Annotated in this window: 18 protein-coding genes; 1 reads left to right on the forward strand and 17 read right to left on the reverse strand. The window is 48.1% G+C overall.

Annotation, left to right across the window (positions count from 1 at the left end; translation table 11 throughout):
• Positions 1–90 precede the first annotated feature (90 nt).
• Positions 91–1,389 carry an alpha-glucosidase/alpha-galactosidase gene (melA, locus tag FHS17_RS28915; protein WP_167282721.1) on the reverse strand — a complete coding sequence of 433 codons (1,299 nt, stop codon included), beginning with the start codon at positions 1,387–1,389 and terminating at the stop codon, positions 91–93.
• Positions 1,390–1,566: 177 nt separating this feature from the next.
• Here melA and FHS17_RS28920 point away from each other — a divergent pair, with 177 nt between their 5' ends.
• On the forward strand, positions 1,567–2,412 hold the full coding sequence (locus FHS17_RS28920; RefSeq protein WP_167282723.1) for an AraC family transcriptional regulator: 846 nt from the start codon (positions 1,567–1,569) through the stop codon (positions 2,410–2,412).
• 72 nt (positions 2,413–2,484) lie between these two features.
• Here the strand turns inward: FHS17_RS28920 and spoVT are convergent, their stop codons facing one another.
• The 16 genes from spoVT to yabG all read right to left on the reverse strand — a co-directional run bounded on the left by spoVT (position 2,485) and on the right by yabG (position 17,369).
• Entirely contained in the window at positions 2,485–3,024 is a 540-nt protein-coding gene (spoVT, locus tag FHS17_RS28925; protein ID WP_167282725.1) for a stage V sporulation protein T, read from the reverse strand.
• A gap of 465 nt (positions 3,025–3,489) precedes the next feature.
• Positions 3,490–3,669 (reverse strand): type II toxin-antitoxin system antitoxin, encoded by a 180-nt coding sequence (locus FHS17_RS28930; RefSeq protein ID WP_167282727.1) that lies wholly within the window; start codon positions 3,667–3,669, stop codon positions 3,490–3,492.
• 11 nt (positions 3,670–3,680) lie between these two features.
• Complete coding sequence (locus tag FHS17_RS28935) at positions 3,681–4,553, reverse strand: SPFH domain-containing protein (RefSeq protein WP_167282729.1); 873 nt, start codon at positions 4,551–4,553, stop codon at positions 3,681–3,683.
• Between the two features lie 149 nt (positions 4,554–4,702).
• Positions 4,703–5,803, reverse strand: coding sequence for a peptidylprolyl isomerase (locus FHS17_RS28940; protein ID WP_167282730.1), 1,101 nt, complete (start codon positions 5,801–5,803; stop codon positions 4,703–4,705).
• A 71-nt stretch (positions 5,804–5,874) separates the two neighbouring features.
• Positions 5,875–9,402, reverse strand: a complete 3,528-nt coding sequence (gene mfd / locus FHS17_RS28945) for a transcription-repair coupling factor (RefSeq protein ID WP_167282732.1) — start codon at positions 9,400–9,402, stop codon at positions 5,875–5,877.
• A 118-nt stretch (positions 9,403–9,520) separates the two neighbouring features.
• Positions 9,521–9,751, reverse strand: a complete 231-nt coding sequence (fin, locus tag FHS17_RS28950; protein ID WP_167282734.1) for an anti-sigma-F factor Fin — start codon at positions 9,749–9,751, stop codon at positions 9,521–9,523.
• A 64-nt stretch (positions 9,752–9,815) separates the two neighbouring features.
• The gene (gene pth / locus FHS17_RS28955) at positions 9,816–10,376 is read right to left on the reverse strand and encodes an aminoacyl-tRNA hydrolase (protein ID WP_167282736.1); all 561 of its coding nucleotides are present in this window, start codon (positions 10,374–10,376) and stop codon (positions 9,816–9,818) included.
• Between the two features lie 140 nt (positions 10,377–10,516).
• Positions 10,517–11,167, reverse strand: coding sequence for a 50S ribosomal protein L25 (locus FHS17_RS28960; protein ID WP_167282738.1), 651 nt, complete (start codon positions 11,165–11,167; stop codon positions 10,517–10,519).
• Between the two features lie 58 nt (positions 11,168–11,225).
• Complete coding sequence (glmU, locus tag FHS17_RS28965; RefSeq protein WP_279590398.1) at positions 11,226–12,626, reverse strand: bifunctional UDP-N-acetylglucosamine diphosphorylase/glucosamine-1-phosphate N-acetyltransferase GlmU; 1,401 nt, start codon at positions 12,624–12,626, stop codon at positions 11,226–11,228.
• Positions 12,627–12,981: 355 nt separating this feature from the next.
• Positions 12,982–13,269 carry a septation regulator SpoVG gene (gene spoVG / locus FHS17_RS28970; protein WP_167282740.1) on the reverse strand — a complete coding sequence of 96 codons (288 nt, stop codon included), beginning with the start codon at positions 13,267–13,269 and terminating at the stop codon, positions 12,982–12,984.
• Positions 13,270–13,398: 129 nt separating this feature from the next.
• Entirely contained in the window at positions 13,399–13,797 is a 399-nt protein-coding gene (locus tag FHS17_RS28975; protein ID WP_167282742.1) for a RidA family protein, read from the reverse strand.
• Between the two features lie 15 nt (positions 13,798–13,812).
• A complete protein-coding gene (gene purR / locus FHS17_RS28980) occupies positions 13,813–14,646 on the reverse strand; it encodes a pur operon repressor (protein WP_167282743.1) in 834 nt (277 codons plus the stop codon).
• Positions 14,647–14,727: 81 nt separating this feature from the next.
• On the reverse strand, positions 14,728–15,582 hold the full coding sequence (gene ispE / locus FHS17_RS28985) for a 4-(cytidine 5'-diphospho)-2-C-methyl-D-erythritol kinase (RefSeq protein ID WP_167282745.1): 855 nt from the start codon (positions 15,580–15,582) through the stop codon (positions 14,728–14,730).
• 132 nt (positions 15,583–15,714) lie between these two features.
• Positions 15,715–15,897 carry a small, acid-soluble spore protein, alpha/beta type gene (locus FHS17_RS28990; protein WP_167282747.1) on the reverse strand — a complete coding sequence of 61 codons (183 nt, stop codon included), beginning with the start codon at positions 15,895–15,897 and terminating at the stop codon, positions 15,715–15,717.
• A 147-nt stretch (positions 15,898–16,044) separates the two neighbouring features.
• Positions 16,045–16,320, reverse strand: coding sequence for a biofilm formation stimulator Veg (gene veg / locus FHS17_RS28995; protein ID WP_167282749.1), 276 nt, complete (start codon positions 16,318–16,320; stop codon positions 16,045–16,047).
• Positions 16,321–16,475: 155 nt separating this feature from the next.
• Positions 16,476–17,369 carry a sporulation peptidase YabG gene (gene yabG, locus FHS17_RS29000; RefSeq protein WP_167282751.1) on the reverse strand — a complete coding sequence of 298 codons (894 nt, stop codon included), beginning with the start codon at positions 17,367–17,369 and terminating at the stop codon, positions 16,476–16,478.
• Between the last annotated feature and the right edge of the window lie 923 nt (positions 17,370–18,292).

Below are 18,292 nucleotides of genomic sequence, written 5' to 3' on the forward strand. Positions count from 1 at the left end.
CATGAAATCTCGCTTTGCGAGTTGATTCAAATTTCATGGGTACAACAGCAGCCGGAAGGAGCTACATTCCCTGCACCCGCCCACCATCGATTATCTGTAAGCAGGCAACCAACCACCATGAGCCTCAATCAAATCATCGCACAAAGCCACAATATCATCCATGGACAGCTCCGCCGAAGTATGAGGATCAAGCATAGCCGCATGATAAATGTGCTCTTTTTTACCGGTCAATGCCGCTTCAATAGTGAGCAGTTGTGTATTGATATTCGTACGGTTAAGCGCTGCCAGCTGTGGTGGCAGATCGCCGATGTATGTCGGATTGATGCCAGAGCGATCAACCAGACATGGCACCTCTACGCACGCTTCCTTCGGAAGGTTCGTAATCAAGCCAGTGTTCATGACGTTACCGCCGATTTTGAACGGTTTACCCGTCTCAATAGCCTCCATAATATGCGATGCGTACTCATGGCTGCGGGTATGTTCGATGTTCTTGTTCGCAAGAAGGGAATCCCGCATGTTGTTCCAGCCCTTAATCTGCTCGATACAACGGCGTGGGTACTCATCAAGCGGAATATTAAACCGGTCAACCAGCTCCGGATAGTTCTTTTTGATGAAATACGGATGATATTCCGCGTTATGTTCAGATGATTCCGTAATATAATAGCCGAATTTCAGCATCAATTCGAGGCGGACCATGTCATGATGCTTCTCCTTCTGCTTCTCAATCGCACGACGCTTGATCTCCGGATAGAGATCTACTCCGTCCTTCTTCACTTCAAGCAGCCAAGCCATATGGTTGATGCCCGCAATCTTGGATTCTACACCTGTGGAGTCCATCCCCAAATTCTTGAACAGATCCGATACGCAGGACTGTACACTATGGCACAAGCCAACTGTTCTTACTCCGCCCGCAGTGGACAGCACGTTCGTCAACACAGCCATTGGGTTCGTGTAGTTCATGAACAAAGCGTCCGGACAAACTTCTCTCATATCAGCGGCAAATTCCAGAACAACCGGAATTGTACGTAAATTACGGAAAATGCCTCCGATTCCTACTGTATCGGCAATGGTTTGACGCAGACCGTATTTTTTCGGAATTTCGAAATCCGTAATTGTACAAGGGTCATAGCCGCCTACTTGAATTGCATTAATAACATATTTGGCGCCACGCAGAGCTTCTTTTCGGTCGGAATAAGCTTTAATGACACAGCTGCTTCCACTGGATGCTTTCATATTCAACAGCAGCTGCTCGGAATCACGAAGCCGCTCCGCGTCAATATCGTATAACGCAAGTTCAAATCCTTGAAGCGGTTCTGTCAGCATCACATCGCCGAGCACATTTCGAACAAATACCGTACTCCCTGCACCTAAAAAAGTAATCTTGGACATCTTCGCTATCGCCTCCGTAATGTAAAAGAAATATCTCCTTCACTATATATCCGAAGCAGATAGGCGAACATGGCAAGGACACTTATCTATTTGTCATAATCCCATTTCCTTCTCACTGGCCTGCTGCTTTATAATAAGACATATAAGCCGTTATATATCCAATGGAGGAACCTGCTTATGCCTATATCCGAAATATCTCTACCTAGTCCGGCAGCGGAACGTTATATGGATTTAAGCTTGTTGTTTTACGGCAAACAGGATTGCGAACCCGGCCATTATTGGGGTCCCGGCCTTCGCGACATTTATATTCTTCACTACGTTCACAGCGGCTCGGGGCAATTCCGTTCCGAAGATCACACACATGAGCTAAGTGCAGGACAAGGCTTTCTTATTGCGCCAGGTACACTTGTCTACTACAAAGCAGATGAAGAAAACCCATGGACCTATTCCTGGATTGGACTCAAAGGCCTTCATGCCAAATCGCTGCTGCTACGAGCAGGACTGGACAGCTTCAACCCGATCTTTGATGCTGCCGAACATCATGATTTTTTCGAAACGGTGTACGATCAATTTGATCAAGCGCTTGATGCGAGAAACGGGGATTTGTACAGCCAAAGTGTTCTGTACCGATACATGGCTGAACTGGTCGCCTGCAGCAAACAACCAGCGTCACCGCCGCATGTCGCCAATTCCAAAGAAGCTTATATTCATAAAGCAACAGCCTTTATCAAGAACAGCTACAGCCTTTCAATCTCAATCCAAGACATCGCCAACTTTGTAGGACTGGACCGCACCTATCTGTCTGGCTTATTCAAGGCACAGTATGGGGTGTCACTTCAAGCTTTCCTGCTTCAATTCCGAATGAACCGCGCTGTTGAGCTGCTGCATCATAAAGAGCTGACCATCGGAGATATTGCTCGTTCTGTCGGTTATACAGATCCATTCCTCTTCTCGAAAATGTTCAAAAAAGTAATCGGAACTTCGCCCCGAGCCTCCCGTGATCATATCGAGCAAACAAAATAAAAGCTTGGATTCCGCTAAAGATCTAATTTCGATCTCTTAGTGGAAGGCCAAGCCTTCATTATTTCAATCTTCTTATTGTTCCATTTGCTTCGCCAGGAAACCAGCCGCCGTTTCAACCATTTTAGTCTCCATCTGCGACATTTTGACCGCATCATCTTTGCTCAGTAGAACGACCGTGCCGATCGGGTCTCCCCCAGCGACAATTGGTGCTGCAACGTAAGCGGAGTATGTGTCCTGTAAATCTTTTACGATCTCGTATGTGCCTGAAGTTCCTTCAATCGTCTTACGGTTATCCATACAGCTCTCTAGAAGGGACCCGATTTGTTTCTCGAGCAATTCCTTCTTCGAAGCACCTGCAACCGCAATAATGTTATCTCGATCGGTAATGAGCGTCACATGATTGGTGCTTTCAAATAGCGATTCGGCATACTCCTTGGCGAAGTCGCCAAGCTCACCGATTGGGGAGTATTTCTTCAGTATAACTTCACCGTCGCGGTCAACAAATATTTCGAGCGGATCTCCTTCGCGAATACGTAAAGTACGGCGGATCTCCTTCGGAATCACCACACGCCCGAGATCATCGATGCGACGTACAATTCCAGTTGCTTTCATTTCTTGTTGCCCCACTTTCCTAGAGGATTTTAAGTCACTGGATACCTATTTGCCTTCATAACAAGCGATTATCCCTATCCAATTGTTCATGAATAAAGCGTTCTCGCGAAAAAAGAATGATACAGCTAGCGGAGCGCTTGTTCGAGCTGCTGTGTTACTTAGGGTCGAGCTTAGCGCGTTCGATAACGAATTCTTTTGTGAATCTGACCATAGTATTCATCGGCTCCCATTTTCTTATACACCGCGAGAGCGGCAACTATGCGGCATCCTGCTGAAGCCAGGCGATAGCCGATGTAAATTTGGTTAGACTAGCCGTAAAGCACCATTTAAAGCATTCCCTTCTAGCTCAAAAACCTATTCCCAATGAATTAATAATTAACCCCGCTAATTGTTCCACGTGAAAAAATCACCAAAGTATTAGAAAAGCCGCTTGCCCCTTATAAAATGGAGCAGCGGCTGTTACACTCACTCTTCTTGGTCTTTAGCTCGAGGTTTGGGCAGTCTGCCGGCTTTGCCCAGCGCTTCCCGGAGCAGAAACTCAATATGACCGTTTACACTACGGAATTCATCATTGGCCCATAGCTCGATGGCACGGTGAAGTTCTGGATCGAGCCGGAGCGCGAAAGCTTTCTTTTCTTTCCCCATTGGAATGTCCCTTAGGAGTACAGCGAGCCCGTATTAATAACCGGTGTTGCTCCCCGGTCTGATACGATTGCGACCATCAAATTATTGACCATCGCAGCACGCCGCTCCTCATCCAGCACGATGCCGTTCTCTGCCAGCTGCTTAAGCGCCGAGTCCACCATGCCAACCGCACCTTCTACAATTCTCTGGCGAGCCGATACAATCGCCGTTGCCTGCTGGCGCTGCAGCATCGCGCTTGCGATCTCCGGAGCATATGCCAAATGCGTCAAACGTGTCTCAATCACTTCAACACCAGCGGCTGCCAATCGGTTCTGAAGCTCGTGCATCATCTCAGCTGCGACTTCATCTGCATTACCGCGCAGCGATTGAACCGCAGTGTCCGTGAATGTATCGTACGGATATTGAGCTGCAATATGCCGTACAGCTGTCTCGCTCTGAATTTCTACAAAGCGCTCGTAGTTATCAACGTCAAAGGATGCTTTTGCCGTCTCCGTTACTTTGAATACGACAACGGCTCCAATCTCGACCGGATTGCCTTCCGCGTCATTAACCTTCAATGTCTGACTGTTAAAGTTTCTTACTTTAAGCGTGACCTTCTTCTTGTTTGTGAATGGCACTACGATCCACAGACCGCTGTCACGTACCGTCCCCACATACGTACCGAAGAAGGTAATCACTTTCGCTTCATTCGGCTGCACAATCGTGAGCGAAGATACTGCAACAACAAATATCACTTCAAGAAGTATTCCTAACACAATGAGAAAAACATTCGGCTCCAGCTGATCGGAACCAAACACGATAAGTGCGATTCCTCCAGCAAAGGACACGATGGCTGCAAGTAAAGCGAGAAATCCGTTAATATGCCAAGCTTTATGCTCCTTCATACAAACACCCCTTATATTGTTTTAATACTAATATGATATCACTTTTTACAAATATAAGAAACCCTAACACCTTTGTTTCCAAGAAGATGCAACAAAAAAAGCTGATCTCATCATTAGACATGATAAGATCAGCTTTCTCTAACAAAATCTTATTTATTTGCTGCAGGGGATTCGGATGTCGCTGGGGATTCCGAAGTTGCTGGCGATGCAGATGCATCAGTCGAAGCACCTGGAGACTCAGCTGCTTCCGGCAACGTAATTTTCACATCTTGTTTCGGCATTTCATCCGTCATGAATGTGTTCATGTGGTTGTACGCAACCACACTTTGTACTTCACTCTTCTGATCAGCTGTCAGCTTATCGTATGCCGCTTGGTCACGTTTCTCAACCAGGACAACATGGTAGCCGTATTCCGTCTCAACCGGATCACCGATTTTGCCAATCTCTTGTGTAAGAGCAGCTTTTTTAAAGCCTTCTACCCAGTCGCTTGCTTTCGCATCAGCATACTGGCCGCCGCTGTCTTTCGAACCCGTATCATCGGAGTATTCTTTAGCCAGGGCTGTCCAGTCGCCGCCAGCATCCAGCTTCGCTTTTACTTCTTTAGCACGGGCAAGAGCTTCCTCTTTCGTGCGAAGCGTCTTCGTGGAATCAGCAGGGTCTGTAGTAGCTACGAGAATATGACGAACTGTTACAGGGTTGTAGTTACCAACGTTTTTCTCGTATTCTGCTTTTATCTCATCGTCAGTCACTTGCGAATTCATATGTTCAACCACAACCAGCATCAGGTTGAGGTAAGTTTTAACGTCTGCATTCGATACTTTTTTATCATCAAGCGTTTTTTTCACATCAGCATTAGTCTTCAGTGTGTCTTCAAAGCTCTTCATCTGCTCGTCCGTTTCGTCGCCAGCTTTTTTCAGCGTTGCTTCGGAAGCTTGTGCAGAGAGAATTTTGTAAGAAACGTACTGCTGAAGCAATTGCTCCTTGAATTGCGGGATTGCAATCACTTGCTCATAACCCGGTTGCATGATGTTGAAGATATCCAAATATTTGTTGAACTCCGGTTCTGTGACGGTACCGTCTTTGTAAGTCGCAACGACTGTACCCTCGCCTGCTCCTGCGAATGTCAGGCCTGAAGAACCTTCATTATCTTTCTTGCCACCGCAAGCCGCCAAAACCGTCATGACGAGCACTGCCGCGATAACGAGCAGTGCGCTTCTGCGCCATGTCGATTTGCGTGTTGTGTGCAACATGTTGAATCCCCTTTCAAATTGAGAAGTTTATTGTATTGTAACAGAAACCGACAAGCGATTGCCATATAATATCAAGTCTTCGCGTCCTGCAGTGCTTCTTCGACTTTTCTCGCATTTTTGAACTGCTTCAAGAATTGCTCCAAAAGTTGAACCTTCTGATCCATTTCAAGCCCCTTGCCGCGAAGCAAAAGCGAAGGCTGCTCATCTTGCAGCGCGCCTTGGCGGAACCGATTCTCGTACGATACACAGAGCTGGTCAACGATTTTACGATCAATGCGCTTCTTCTCACGTTCTCCGAAGCGAACGATCAGATCATCACCCTTCTGGCTGATCTGCTCAATCCCGTATTGCGCACCATAGACCTTAAGCCTTGCAACGGACAATAAATTATCAACTGCCTGCGGAAGATTGCCGAACCGATCGATCAATTCCTCAGCTAGATCCTCAGACTCCTCAATGGATTGAACAGTCGCAACCTTCTTGTAGATCTCGATCTTCTGAATACTGTCATAGATGTAATCCGAAGGCAGGTAAGCATCAATACTTACATCAATGTGCGTGGTAATAGGACGCTCTTCCTTCACCTCTACGCCATCCATCTCCGCTTTACGCTTCGCAATCTCATCAGCAAGCATCTGTGAATACAGATCAAAGCCGACTGAAGCAATGAAACCATGCTGCTCTGCTCCAAGCAAATTACCCGCTCCGCGAATCGCAAGGTCACGCATAGCGATCTTGAAGCCAGAGCCAAGCTCCGTAAATTCCTTAATCGATTGCAGACGCTTCTCTGCCACCTCAGTGAGAACCTTGTCCCTTTGATAGGTGAAGTAGGCGTAAGCGATCCTATTCGAGCGGCCAACCCTCCCTCTCAGCTGGTACAGCTGGGAAAGGCCCATTTTATCCGCATCATGCACGATAAGTGTATTTACGTTAGGAATATCGACCCCGGTCTCAATAATGCTCGTGCTCACGAGCACATCAGATTCACCATCAAGGAAATCAAGAATCGTCTTCTCAAGCTCTGTTTCAGACATTTGACCGTGGCCAACAGCTACTTTCGCATCTGGTACAAGTGCATTAATCTGCTCAGCCATTTGATAGATACCCTGCACGCGGTTATACAAGTAATAGACTTGCCCACCACGCGCCAGCTCCCGTTCGATCGCTTCACGCACCAAAGAAGTGCTGTATTCCACAACGTACGTCTGCACAGGGAAGCGGTTCTCCGGCGGCGTCTCGATAACCGACAAATCGCGTACACCCAGCATCGACATATGAAGTGTCCGCGGAATAGGAGTAGCAGTAAGGGTCAATACGTCAACGTTTGTCTTCAGCTTTTTGAGCTTTTCTTTATGAGACACGCCAAACCGCTGCTCTTCATCGACGATAAGCAGTCCTAAATCTTTGAAAATAATATCCTGCGACAAGAGGCGATGCGTCCCGATTACAACATCAACGGTACCTGCCTTGAGCCCCTTCATCGTATCTGTCTGCTCCTTGCGGGAACGGAAACGGCTTAGAACCTGAATATTAAATGGATAGCCTGAGAAGCGCTCACGGAACGTTTCGTAATGCTGCTGAGCAAGAATCGTCGTTGGCACAAGGATCGCTACCTGCTTGCCCTCAATCGCAGCCTTAAATGCAGCGCGGACCGCAACCTCCGTTTTACCGTAGCCAACATCGCCGCACAGAAGCCGGTCCATGGGCTGTGCCTTCTGCATATCCTTCTTGATCTCTTCAATCGCCCGGAGTTGGTCCCTCGTCTCATCGTAAGGGAACATCTCCTCAAACTCATTCTGATAGGCTGTATCTTGACCAAAAGCAAACCCAGCTGCCGTCTGGCGCTGCGCATACAGCTTAATCAGATCGTCGGCAATATCCTGTACAGATGCACGGACTTTATTTTTCGCCCGTACCCATTCACTGCCGCCTAGTTTATTAACCTTCGGCTCCTTCTCTTCGGAACCAACATACTTCTGGATCATGTCGACCTGCTCGACAGGTACAGACAGCTTATCGCCGCCTGCATACAAGATGTGAAGGTAATCCTTATGGATACCCGCGATCTCAAGCGTGCCGATGCCGACATATTTGCCGATACCATGGTTCTGGTGAACGACATAATCGCCAACTTTCAGTTCGGTATAGCTCTTGATCCGCTCGGCATTGTCGATTTTCTTATCCACACGACGCGCCTTACGCTGCTTCTGAGAGAACATCTCACCTTCCGTAATAATAACAAGATGGGAAGATGGCAGCTCAAAGCCAGACTGCAGGTTGCCCTCAATCAAAATCGGAGGTTCAATATGATAATCCTGCAGCACGCGGCGAATCCGGTCGATCCGCTCCGTGTTGCCGCCCAGCATCATAACTTTCGCGCCCGTCTTCTTCCAGCGTTCCATCTCCGCTTTGAGCACGTTCATTTGCCCATGGAAATTTTGCATCGCACGGCTGGTCATATTTAAAATATTTTGCGGCTGTGAATGCGGGATTTGACGCAGAAAGAGCGACAGGAATAACGTCTGGAATTTACGGTGATGGAGAATTTCATCCGCATCCCGTGCCAGCGTGAAGCTTGGCAGCGATTTGCCGTTTGAGAGCAGATGCGTCGACCATTCGACTTCATCCCGCTCCAATTGACGTGCAGTCTCAATAAGACGAGTCGGCTCGTCGAGAATAAGGAGAGTATCCTCCGGCATGTAGTCCAGAATCGTTTGTCTCTCTGGGTATAACAAAGATATATATTTATAGATTTCAGGGAAATACACATGCTCCCGCAGCTTCTCAATCTCGCCGCCGATTTCTTGACGCAGACGCTCCTTGGCCGAACGGTCCGTCATCTTCTCCAGCTGCTGAGCAAGCAGTGACGCCGCATGCTCCGCAGCCGCGTTAAAGCGGCTCTTATCCGCCACGATCTCCTGGCAAGGCGTTACAGTGAACGTCTGCAGGTTATCAAGCGAGCGTTGATCAGAAGGTTCAAAGGTACGGATAGAATCCACTTCGTCGCCAAACCACTCGATCCGGTAAGCAAGCTCAGCCGTCAGCGGGTAAAAGTCGACAATCCCGCCTCGAACACTCATCTCACCCTTCGACTCAACGCGGTCCGCACGCAAATAACCAAGACCCGTCATCTGGCGCAGGAACGTGTCCAGCTCCAGCGTATCGCCTACCTTGACGTTTATCTTAGCGTCGGACATAACTCCCTTAATCGGCTGATAGCGCCGAATACCGGAAAATGGAACGACAATAATCCCGCGGAAGCCTTCGGACAGCTTAATCAGCACATCCATTCGCTGCGCCAGCGTCTCAGGACTCGAGATCGCTGCTTCGGCAGCTACCAGCTCATTCGCGGGATATAATAATACATCATCAGCCGAGAAGCATTCCTGCAAATCCTCGGCAATCTTTTGTGCAGCATACATATTATGCGTGACGACAAGCAGCGGGCGATCTAAGTCTTCCCTCACCGCTGCTACGAGTACTTGCCTGGAAGAACCAGCAAGACCCGATATCATTTGCTCGCGCATTCCTTTACGGACACCGGTAATAATCGACTGTACGTCCGGATCCACAGCAAAAGCCTGTACTAACGCTTTCAATCGTTTAGGCACCCCGTTTCTATACACAAGCAAAACAATAGAAGCTTTACAAGTAGAATCATCGAAAAGAAGCCTCAGCCAGACGCTAAGGCTCTAAAGCACTATGCGATTATTCCGATTATTGCAGCGGATTAACGACAAGGAGCAGCTCCGGATTCGCCTCAAGCGCCTCACGGCAATAATCACATACGACTTTGACTGTTACGTCGCCGTTCAAGTTATACGCTATTATATCGCTGCGCTCTTCGGGGGTCAAGAAATGGAAACCCAGCTTGGCTTCCGAAATATCCTTCTCATCGATAGTCCCCATTGGTGTCCGGCAGTGCCGGCAAATATAGTTTACAGCCATATGTATGCCTCCTGAAGAATGGTTATACCCTTCAGTATGCCCGATTTATGCGAGCTTAGGCGGTCTACTTGTTAAACTTGGCCATTGTATTCTCGAAATTTGCCTTTAAAGAATATTCGACTGCATCACAAGCCTGTTCAATCATGCTTTTAAGAGCTTCCTGCTCGCTCTTCGGGAAATTATCCAGTACATAGTCGGCAATATTCCGGCCCGGCAGAGGCCTTGAAATACCCATCCTTACCCGGTTGAACTGCTGTGTGCCCAAATGCTGAATAAGTGACTTGATCCCGTTATGGCCGCCAGCACTACCCTGGTAACGTAAACGAATCTTGCCGATCTCGGTGTCCATATCATCATATACAATAAGTCCATCTTCTCGATCAGCCTTGTAATAATCAAGGAAGCCCCGTACCGATTCACCAGACAGGTTCATATACGTCATCGGTTTAATGAGGGCAACCTTTACGCCCTGCACGTGACCTTCACCGATCAGTGCCTTGCACTTGCTCTGCGTCACTTGAATATTCCAGCGCCGCGCCAGCTCATCAATCACCATAAACCCTACATTATGCCGCGTCCCCTGATAGGTTGTCCCGGGATTCCCCAGTCCTACAATCCACTTCATGCTATCCTGCTCTCCAATCTCATCTGCTTATATTTCTTTTTATTCTACATGATGGGTATGATTCCCTGCTCTGCAATAAAGCAATAAAGGAAGAAACGGTATCAGCCCCTCTCAGGACGATACCGTTCGTTTATGCCTCACTATGCAAAATCAACTTCATGCATCTGTGCTTCTGTTGAACGAGATGCCGCTTCCTTCGCTTCTACTTCCTGCGCCTCAGCTTCCTCCGCCGTCAGATCCTTCTGAGGAACCAGGATGGTAACAAGTACCGCTGAAGGATCCGTTACAATCGTCACACCGGCTGGAACCTGAACATCGCCTACCAGATAGCTGCCCCCCATCAGGAGTCCCGTTACATCTACAGGAATCGCATCCGGAATACTTCCAGGCAGACAGCTTACTTCCAGTTCATGCAGCAAAGCCTGAACGATACCGCCCTCACGCTCACCCTGCGAATCGCCTACGAGGTCAATGCGGACATGCGCCGTCACTTCTTCGTTCATATTGATTTGTTGGAAATCCACATGAAGCAGCTTATGTGACAGCTTCTCACGCTGCACCGCAGCAATCATAACCGATTGCTTGCCGGCATCTGGGATATCCAGATCAACGACTGCATTAGGATGGGAGCGCAGCAAGGCGAGCAGCTCCTTCTCAGGCAATGCAATTGATGTTGGAGAAGCAAGCTGCTTGCCGTATACAACACCTGGCACTTTACCGCTTGCCCTTAAGCTGCGGAGCTCGCTTTTCATATGCGTATTTCTTTGTTCTGCTGTCATCGGTATGGACATGTGATAGGAACCTCCTGAAAGTCAATTTCCATATCACTTTGCCCAACCTCTGGAAAACCTATTCTTTCTTGCTTCTTTCTTTCTTCGCTTTCGCCCGTGCACGGATCTTATCCGCATAGCCTGATTTGTTCTCCTGACGCTGACGGGCAATCGCAAGATCGCCTGATGGAACGTCATGTGTAATCGTCGAACCCGCTACGACATAAGCACCTTCGCCAAGCTTCACTGGTGCAATCAGGTTTACGTTGCTGCCGACAAATGCGTTGTCGCCAATTTCCGTAATTGCTTTATTAAAGCCATCATAATTGACTGTAATCGCGCCGCAGCCAATATTAACGTCTTTGCCGACAACTGCATCGCCAACATAGCTCAGATGTGATACTTTGCTGCCATCACCAAGCGTTGCATTTTTCAGCTCAACAAAGTCACCGACCTTGCAACCCTCACCAAGCTTCGAGCCTGGACGCAGATTCGCATAAGGACCAACCGTGCTGTCTTTACCGACAACCGAATCAGCAACCGTCGAATATTTCACCGAAGCTCCGCTATGAATCTCGGAGTTCGTAATATCTGCTTGTGGTCCAATGACGCAATCCTCACCAATAACCGTTGTACCGCGCAGAATCGTACCCGGATACACAATTGTATCAGCGCCGATACGCACACCCGCTTCAATATACGTATTAGCCGGGTCAATAATCGTAACACCTTCGATCAGGTGCTTACGGTTAATACGCTCACGCATGAAACGCTCAGCTTCCGCTAGCGCTACACGATCATTTACACCAATGGCTTCAGCCAGGTCCGGCGTGCAGTAAGCTTGAACCGAATCGCCCGCTTGACGGAAAATACCTACGACATCCGTCAGGTAGAATTCACCTTGCGCATTTTCACTTTTCACTTCTGCCAGTGCAGCGAACAGCTTCTTATTATCAAAGCAATAAGTACCTGTATTAATTTCTTTCACGGCCGCTTCCGCAGGAGAGCAGTCCTTCTGCTCGACAATGCGTTCTACAGCACCGTCAGCACCGCGGATCACGCGGCCATACCCTGTAGGGTTATCGAAGGAAGCCGTCAGTACAGTAGCTGCTGCACCGCTTGACGTATGAAGAGCCAACATCGCTTCAATAGTCTCTGCTTGTACTAGAGGTGTGTCACCACAAATAACAATCGTAGTGCCTTCCTCGGTGCCTAGAAGTGCTTCCGCTTGGCGGACGGCATGCCCCGTTCCAAGCTGCTGCTCCTGCAGGACATACTCTGTGCGATCGCCAAGATAACCTTTTACCATCTCAGCCCCATGACCTACAATTACAACCGTACGCTCGCTCTTTGCTTCATTAACCGTATTCAGTACATGTTCTACCATCGGCTTACCGCTTACTTTATGCAGAACTTTATATAGTTTCGATTTCATCCGCTTACCTTGACCGGCAGCCAGTACAATCGCCATCACTTTCAACCGTAATTCCTCCTACACAACTTCTTTTGAATTAATAAGAAAATATATTTGCTCTATACAGAGCTTAAAATTCCTGGGAATGAAACGCGCCCCGTACCAAAGAAAAGCGAGTGCCGTTTCACCTTGAATTCTAAGAATTAATAAGTCTTATCTTATAAAAGTTACTTAGAATTCTTCGGAATGAAACGCGCCAGCCGCCATAGTTGGCAGTTCCGTTTCACCTTGTTTAAGACTATATCCCATTATACGCAAAAAGAAAAGAGAGCCTCTCGGCCCTCTTTCCTGATTAGTCCCTATCCGAAAGTGGCATTTGCCACCCACGAATTGGGACAATTCCGTAGCTTAATGGATAGGCTTAAGCTCCTTCTTCGATTGCGACTACTTCTTCCACTGCTGCACGCTCATATTCAGCGAGTACAGCAGCTTGGATTTTCTCCCGGGTTGTCGAAGAGATTGGGTGAGCGATATCCCGGAATTCTCCATCTGGCGTACGTTTGCTTGGCATAGCCACAAACATGCCATTGTTACCATCGATGACGCGAATATCGTGAACAACGAATTCATTGTCAATCGTGATAGAAGCAATAGCTTTCATACGCCCTTCCGAATTTACGCGGCGGAGTCTGACATCAGTAATTTGCACTTGTGTTCACCACCTTTGCCTATCTGAGACTTGGTGTATACTTCCACATTTTTGTGCAAAATCCTTTTATTTTTTTGGAAAAAAATGCGATATTTAAAAATATTTTTTAAGTTTAATTATTTTTCGTTTCTATTCGACAACAGTCGATGCAATGACTTCTATTTCGACAAGAACATCCTTCGGAAGCCTTGCTACTTCAACGGCCGAGCGCGCTGGCTTATGGTCGCCAAAGTACGAGGAATAGATGCCATTTACAATTGTAAATTGATTCATATCTTTCATAAATACAGTTGCTTTTACAACATTATTTAATGTTACACCTGCTTCTTCTAATACAGCCTGTAAATTACGGAATACTTGGTGCGTTTGCTCCTCAATTCCGCCCTCTACCAATTGACCAGATGCATCCAGCGGAATTTGACCCGATGTAAATAAGAGATCTCCAAGCTTAATTGCCTGCGAATATGGCCCAATTGCGGCTGGCGCCTTATCCGTCGAAATTACTTGCAGCTTACCTGTTGTCGTCATGAATTCCCAACCTTTCTACACCTGTGTATTAAAATAGTTGCCCGGTATCACCTTAGTTTGCTTTGTCTTGAGATCAACTGCCGTCAGGGTCGCCAGTGAGACGTAATCCTCGAGCAGACGTTCTTCATGTTCAACCTCACCTGACTCTACGAATACACCAACGCCAGCAACGGTCGCTTTGAATTCATACAGTAAATCCATCATCCCTTGAATCGTTCCGCCGGCCTTCATGAAATCATCAATAATAAGGACACGGGACTGCTCCTTCAAGGCACGTCTAGCCAGTGACATCGTCTGGATACGCTTATTGGAGCCGGATACATAATTGATACTTACTGCCGAGCCTTCGGTCACTTTATTATCTCTTCTTACAATAACAACTGGCAGGTTGAGGCAGGCAGCCGTCGCATAAGCAAGCGGAATCCCCTTCGTCTCAACTGTCATAATCACGTCAATATTTCGATTAGCAAAAGCCGTCGCGAACATTCGTCCAATATCGGCCAGTAACTCCGGCTGTCCCAGCATATCGGTCATATACAAATAACCGCCCGGTAGTACCCTTTCAGGCTGCTCCAGTTGGCGGCAAATGTTCTCCATAATCGATAAAGCTGTAGAGGTGTGCATCTTAGGCGTATATTTAACCCCGCCTGCGGCACCAGCAAGTGTATTTAACTCACCAAAGCCTTCTTCCTCGAAGACCTCTTTTATAATGGCCAAATCTTCACTAATGGAAGACTTCGCAGACTGATAGCGATCAGCAAATGCTGTTAACGAAATTAACGTGTGGGGACGACTCAGCAAATATTGCGTCATCTCTACCAGTCTTGCGCTTCGCTTCAATTTTTTCAAAGTCATTCCCCCCACTAAATCCGAATAATATAAAGTCAATATAACATTTTTATACGGATTTAATCAAGGAAAACGTCAGCATTATGTCAGCATTCTTACCACGTATACTTCTTTACAAAAACCTCGAAGCCCATTATAGATACGTGGAAGCTTGGCTTCCTTCGAAACAAGACCAAAAACAGTTGGTCCACTGCCCGACATCAGGACGCCATCAGCACCTAGCTTTTGCATGCTTTCTTTCAGCTGCAGCACTTCCGGATATAAATCCAGGGTAACATTCTCAAGGACATTGCCTAGCCCGGCACAGATATCCGAGAATGAACCACGCTCAATGGCCGATACCATATCCTGTGTAGAAGGATGGCTCTTCAGCTCGTTCGCTCGCAGTTTGCCGTATACATCAGCGGTTGATACGTTAATTGGAGGCTTGGCCAGTACGACCCAGCATTGCGGTGGATTGCTGATCTGCTCCAGCTTCTCTCCGCGGCCTCGTGCAATTGCCGTACCGCCTGTTACGCAGAAAGGTACATCGGAGCCAAGCTCCGCACCAAGGCGGCACAGCTCGTCTTCCGGGATGTTAAGCTGCCAGAGCCGGTTTAATCCGCGCAGTGCTGCTGCAGCGTCACTGCTGCCACCTGCTAGTCCAGCTGCTACCGGTATCTTTTTGTCCAAATGAATATAAACGCCCTTACGGACATCGTAGCGCTCTTTAATGAGCCGCGCTGCCTGGAAGGCCAAGTTCTTCTCATCCAGCGGTATGTATCCAGCCTGGCTCGAAATAATAATCGTATCCCTCGGCAGTTCCTCAAGTTCCAGCCTGTCCGCAAGATCGACCATCGTCATGATCATCTCGACCTCATGGAAACCGTCTTCCCGCTTCCTCATGACGTCAAGCATCAGGTTAATTTTCGCCGGAGCCTTTTCGTATATTTTCATGGCAAGCTCTCCCGTTCGTTGTTAGCTAAGCAACATTATAACAAACGGGCACAAGAAAAGCTAAGAGGTCAGCGCTGGCTTTAAGCGCCCCGCTCTCTTAGCTTCTGTTTGCGATATAATCACGGCCTGCGGCTATTGTCCGTTAGACTTTGCAGCAGCCTGTTCGGCAAGCTGGATTGCCCGCTTTACCATATTGCCGGCATCCTTTGTACTAATCCCGCCCCAGCCTTCTTGCTGCACAGTATCGATAAAACCGAGGTCTTTGGCCAGTTCATATTTCAACTGCTCAGACATAACGCTTCTTCTACGGCCCATATCGTACGCACCTCCTGTCATAAGAAATGAAAGTGATTGCGTCTTATTATGCGCTTCGAACGCTGTCGCTTATGCAGAAACAGGGGTAGATAGAAAAAGAACGCGAATCCAGGGATTCGCGTCTAAACTCGTAATTGAGATGTGCATCTATTGTTGAATATGGGTAATTCGGACTTGACCTTCATCATTGCATACGGTCACTTCCACCGACTCTGTCAGTATATCCGCATAACTGTAGGAAACGCGCTTAAACGATTGAGATTCCTGATCCAGTTTGACAATGAACACAGAAGGGTAGATTTCTTCTAACGTGCCGGTACGTTCGATGGTCTTTCGACGGCCACCGTTAGCTCGAAGACGGATTTTGGAACCTACGTGAGCTTCCAAATTGCGTTTAATTTCCAATAGCGCATTTTTTGCCATTGTCCACTACCACCTCTTTCCTTGTCCATTATAACCAGAAAGAGGCAGTTTGTCAAATGAGGCAAAATATTATATCAGCCATGTTATTAAATTGTCAACGGTGTTTTCGCCCATTTTTTTGAATTTGATGCATAATCGGAGAAAACATGTACATATTAAGACGTTATCTTCATACTTGCCGTTGATGTTGTCACTTTTTTAGGCTTCGGCAAGCCCATCCGATGCCGTCCCATCGTCTCAATCCCACCCACTCCATCAATGCCGCTGATCGTGCCATGGATCACATCTGAGAGGTTTATCGATTCGCGAACTGACGTGTAGCTCGCTTTAATCGCAATATAAACCGGATCCAAGGCATGGATCAATATTCTACCCGGCGAGCTCGCAAAGTTAGAGCCAGCCTGAAGCAGTGCTTCAAAATGCGATTGACAAGCGCCAGCCACGACAACAAGCCCATCCATATTCTTCTCATATTGGCGGGCGACGCGTACCGCATTAACGAAGCTTTGTGAGTTTTTATAGCCGCTTAGGCTGTACAGATCTTCGCCTTCCCGGTTTTTCAAAACACCGTCATGACCAGTAATAACCACGATATCCGGCTTTACCTGCGGCAGCAAGCGATACAACAGCTGTGCCATTTGGGATTCATGAGCATGCACGCCATGTGCCGGCACTTTCATCGTCTGGTACAGCTGCATACTCTTCCGTAAGTAGTTGCCGTCCCCATCCAAATGAAGCACCTTGCCCGGCAATTCAAAATAAGACTGGTTTTGCTGCTGCGAAGCAGCACGATCTTGACTGGATAAAACCGTCAGATGCGCTTTTTCCTGCCGCATACGTTTGAGAGAGTCGTTTACTTTAATCTGCACTTGCTGCCGCGCACTTGTCGATTCAGGGTCACGAACAACCGACAAGTCGGGAATTGGCGCATCCGCAAGCAATCGGTAGTCCGTGCCTTTAATTAATGCTTGATCGGATCGCATATCTTCAACTCGGAACAGCACGTCACCGCCATACGATTTGCGGACGACCAGGTCCCCTTGCTTCATGGGTAAATCACCTCTTCGTCTATCGTATGGGTGGAGGGGGCGGAATGTGCGGAGAAAATTGGGTTTGGTTTTTAAAAACGGGGCTTCGGCTGCCGCACTGAGGGACGGGGTATCTCCCTACGGCCGCTGTTGCCTGTACATTGCTTGAACAATGCCACATGGGTGGCAATGTACAGGCAAAGGCAGACGCTCCGCTCCTTAAGGGAGATACCCCTTACCCCTTCTCTTGCGGGTAGCCTACGCGTCCCAATTGTCTCCCACATTCCTTGTGGGAGACAGGGGAATGCCGTGCTGCTTCGCTTAGCGCGGCGTCGATTGAGGCGGGCGTTGCATGTGCCCGCCATTGTGCTGCGCGTGGGCTGCACATGCGCACAAATTAGTTCATGCGCCATTTAACACGGCGCAGAGGTTAATGAGCACCACTCAGTGGCGCTCAGGATGATCTAAGAGCGGCAAGCCGCGACTGTGAATAAAACGCGGATATGCTGCATCAGTGCCCTTTTAGACTCCTAGGCAATCTGCAGCAGTATCATTAGCACTTAATCGATTGCATTGCGCCCCCAGTCGTCCCTCCCGCTGTCGCATCAAATCACCTTCTTATTTGTTCTCAGCCCCTCTTCTTGCCCAGACGGGCGCGCCACCACGCCTAGACTATTGTGCTCCCCTAAGATGGCAACAGGAGAGAATTCCGTACTACAGTGGCGGTTTGGTAGGGCGATGGTCGTTAGCAGGTGATTAAGTCGCTTTTTCCGTGCTACAGCGGTGGCTGAGTGGTGCGGTGGGTGTTCGCAGGCATTAAGTAGGTTTATGCGCATGATGGGGCGTTTGCGGAGGTATGATTATGATGGCGGGCGTAAAGCGGCGGCTGCGAGCGGCCAAATAAAAAGCCGGCGGCGATATGGCTCGCCGCCGGCTTTACATGG

It is taken from the genome of Paenibacillus lupini (assembly GCF_011761355.1).
In the GTDB taxonomy this organism is placed as follows: domain Bacteria; phylum Bacillota; class Bacilli; order Paenibacillales; family Paenibacillaceae; genus Pristimantibacillus; species Pristimantibacillus lupini.

What these genes read in the sequence shown, in the direction of transcription:
- melA (WP_167282721.1), bottom strand. Translation starts at nt 1,389, where the DNA reads ATGTCCAAGATTACTTTTTTAGGTGCAGGGAGTACGGTATTTGTTCGA.
- FHS17_RS28960 (WP_167282738.1), bottom strand. Translation starts at nt 11,167, where the DNA reads ATGTCCATACCGATGACAGCAGAACAAAGAAATACGCATATGAAAAGC.
- yabG (WP_167282751.1), bottom strand. Translation starts at nt 17,369, where the DNA reads ATGAAGCAAGGGGACCTGGTCGTCCGCAAATCGTATGGCGGTGACGTG.
- FHS17_RS28990 (WP_167282747.1), bottom strand. Translation starts at nt 15,897, where the DNA reads ATGGGCCGTAGAAGAAGCGTTATGTCTGAGCAGTTGAAATATGAACTG.
- FHS17_RS28920 (WP_167282723.1), top strand. Translation starts at nt 1,567, where the DNA reads ATGCCTATATCCGAAATATCTCTACCTAGTCCGGCAGCGGAACGTTAT.
- veg (WP_167282749.1), bottom strand. Translation starts at nt 16,320, where the DNA reads ATGGCAAAAAATGCGCTATTGGAAATTAAACGCAATTTGGAAGCTCAC.
- FHS17_RS28975 (WP_167282742.1), bottom strand. Translation starts at nt 13,797, where the DNA reads ATGACGACAACAGGTAAGCTGCAAGTAATTTCGACGGATAAGGCGCCA.
- spoVT (WP_167282725.1), bottom strand. Translation starts at nt 3,024, where the DNA reads ATGAAAGCAACTGGAATTGTACGTCGCATCGATGATCTCGGGCGTGTG.
- pth (WP_167282736.1), bottom strand. Translation starts at nt 10,376, where the DNA reads ATGAAGTGGATTGTAGGACTGGGGAATCCCGGGACAACCTATCAGGGG.
- FHS17_RS28930 (WP_167282727.1), bottom strand. Translation starts at nt 3,669, where the DNA reads ATGGGGAAAGAAAAGAAAGCTTTCGCGCTCCGGCTCGATCCAGAACTT.
- FHS17_RS28940 (WP_167282730.1), bottom strand. Translation starts at nt 5,803, where the DNA reads ATGTTGCACACAACACGCAAATCGACATGGCGCAGAAGCGCACTGCTC.
- fin (WP_167282734.1), bottom strand. Translation starts at nt 9,751, where the DNA reads ATGGCTGTAAACTATATTTGCCGGCACTGCCGGACACCAATGGGGACT.
- FHS17_RS28935 (WP_167282729.1), bottom strand. Translation starts at nt 4,553, where the DNA reads ATGAAGGAGCATAAAGCTTGGCATATTAACGGATTTCTCGCTTTACTT.
- ispE (WP_167282745.1), bottom strand. Translation starts at nt 15,582, where the DNA reads ATGAAAATATACGAAAAGGCTCCGGCGAAAATTAACCTGATGCTTGAC.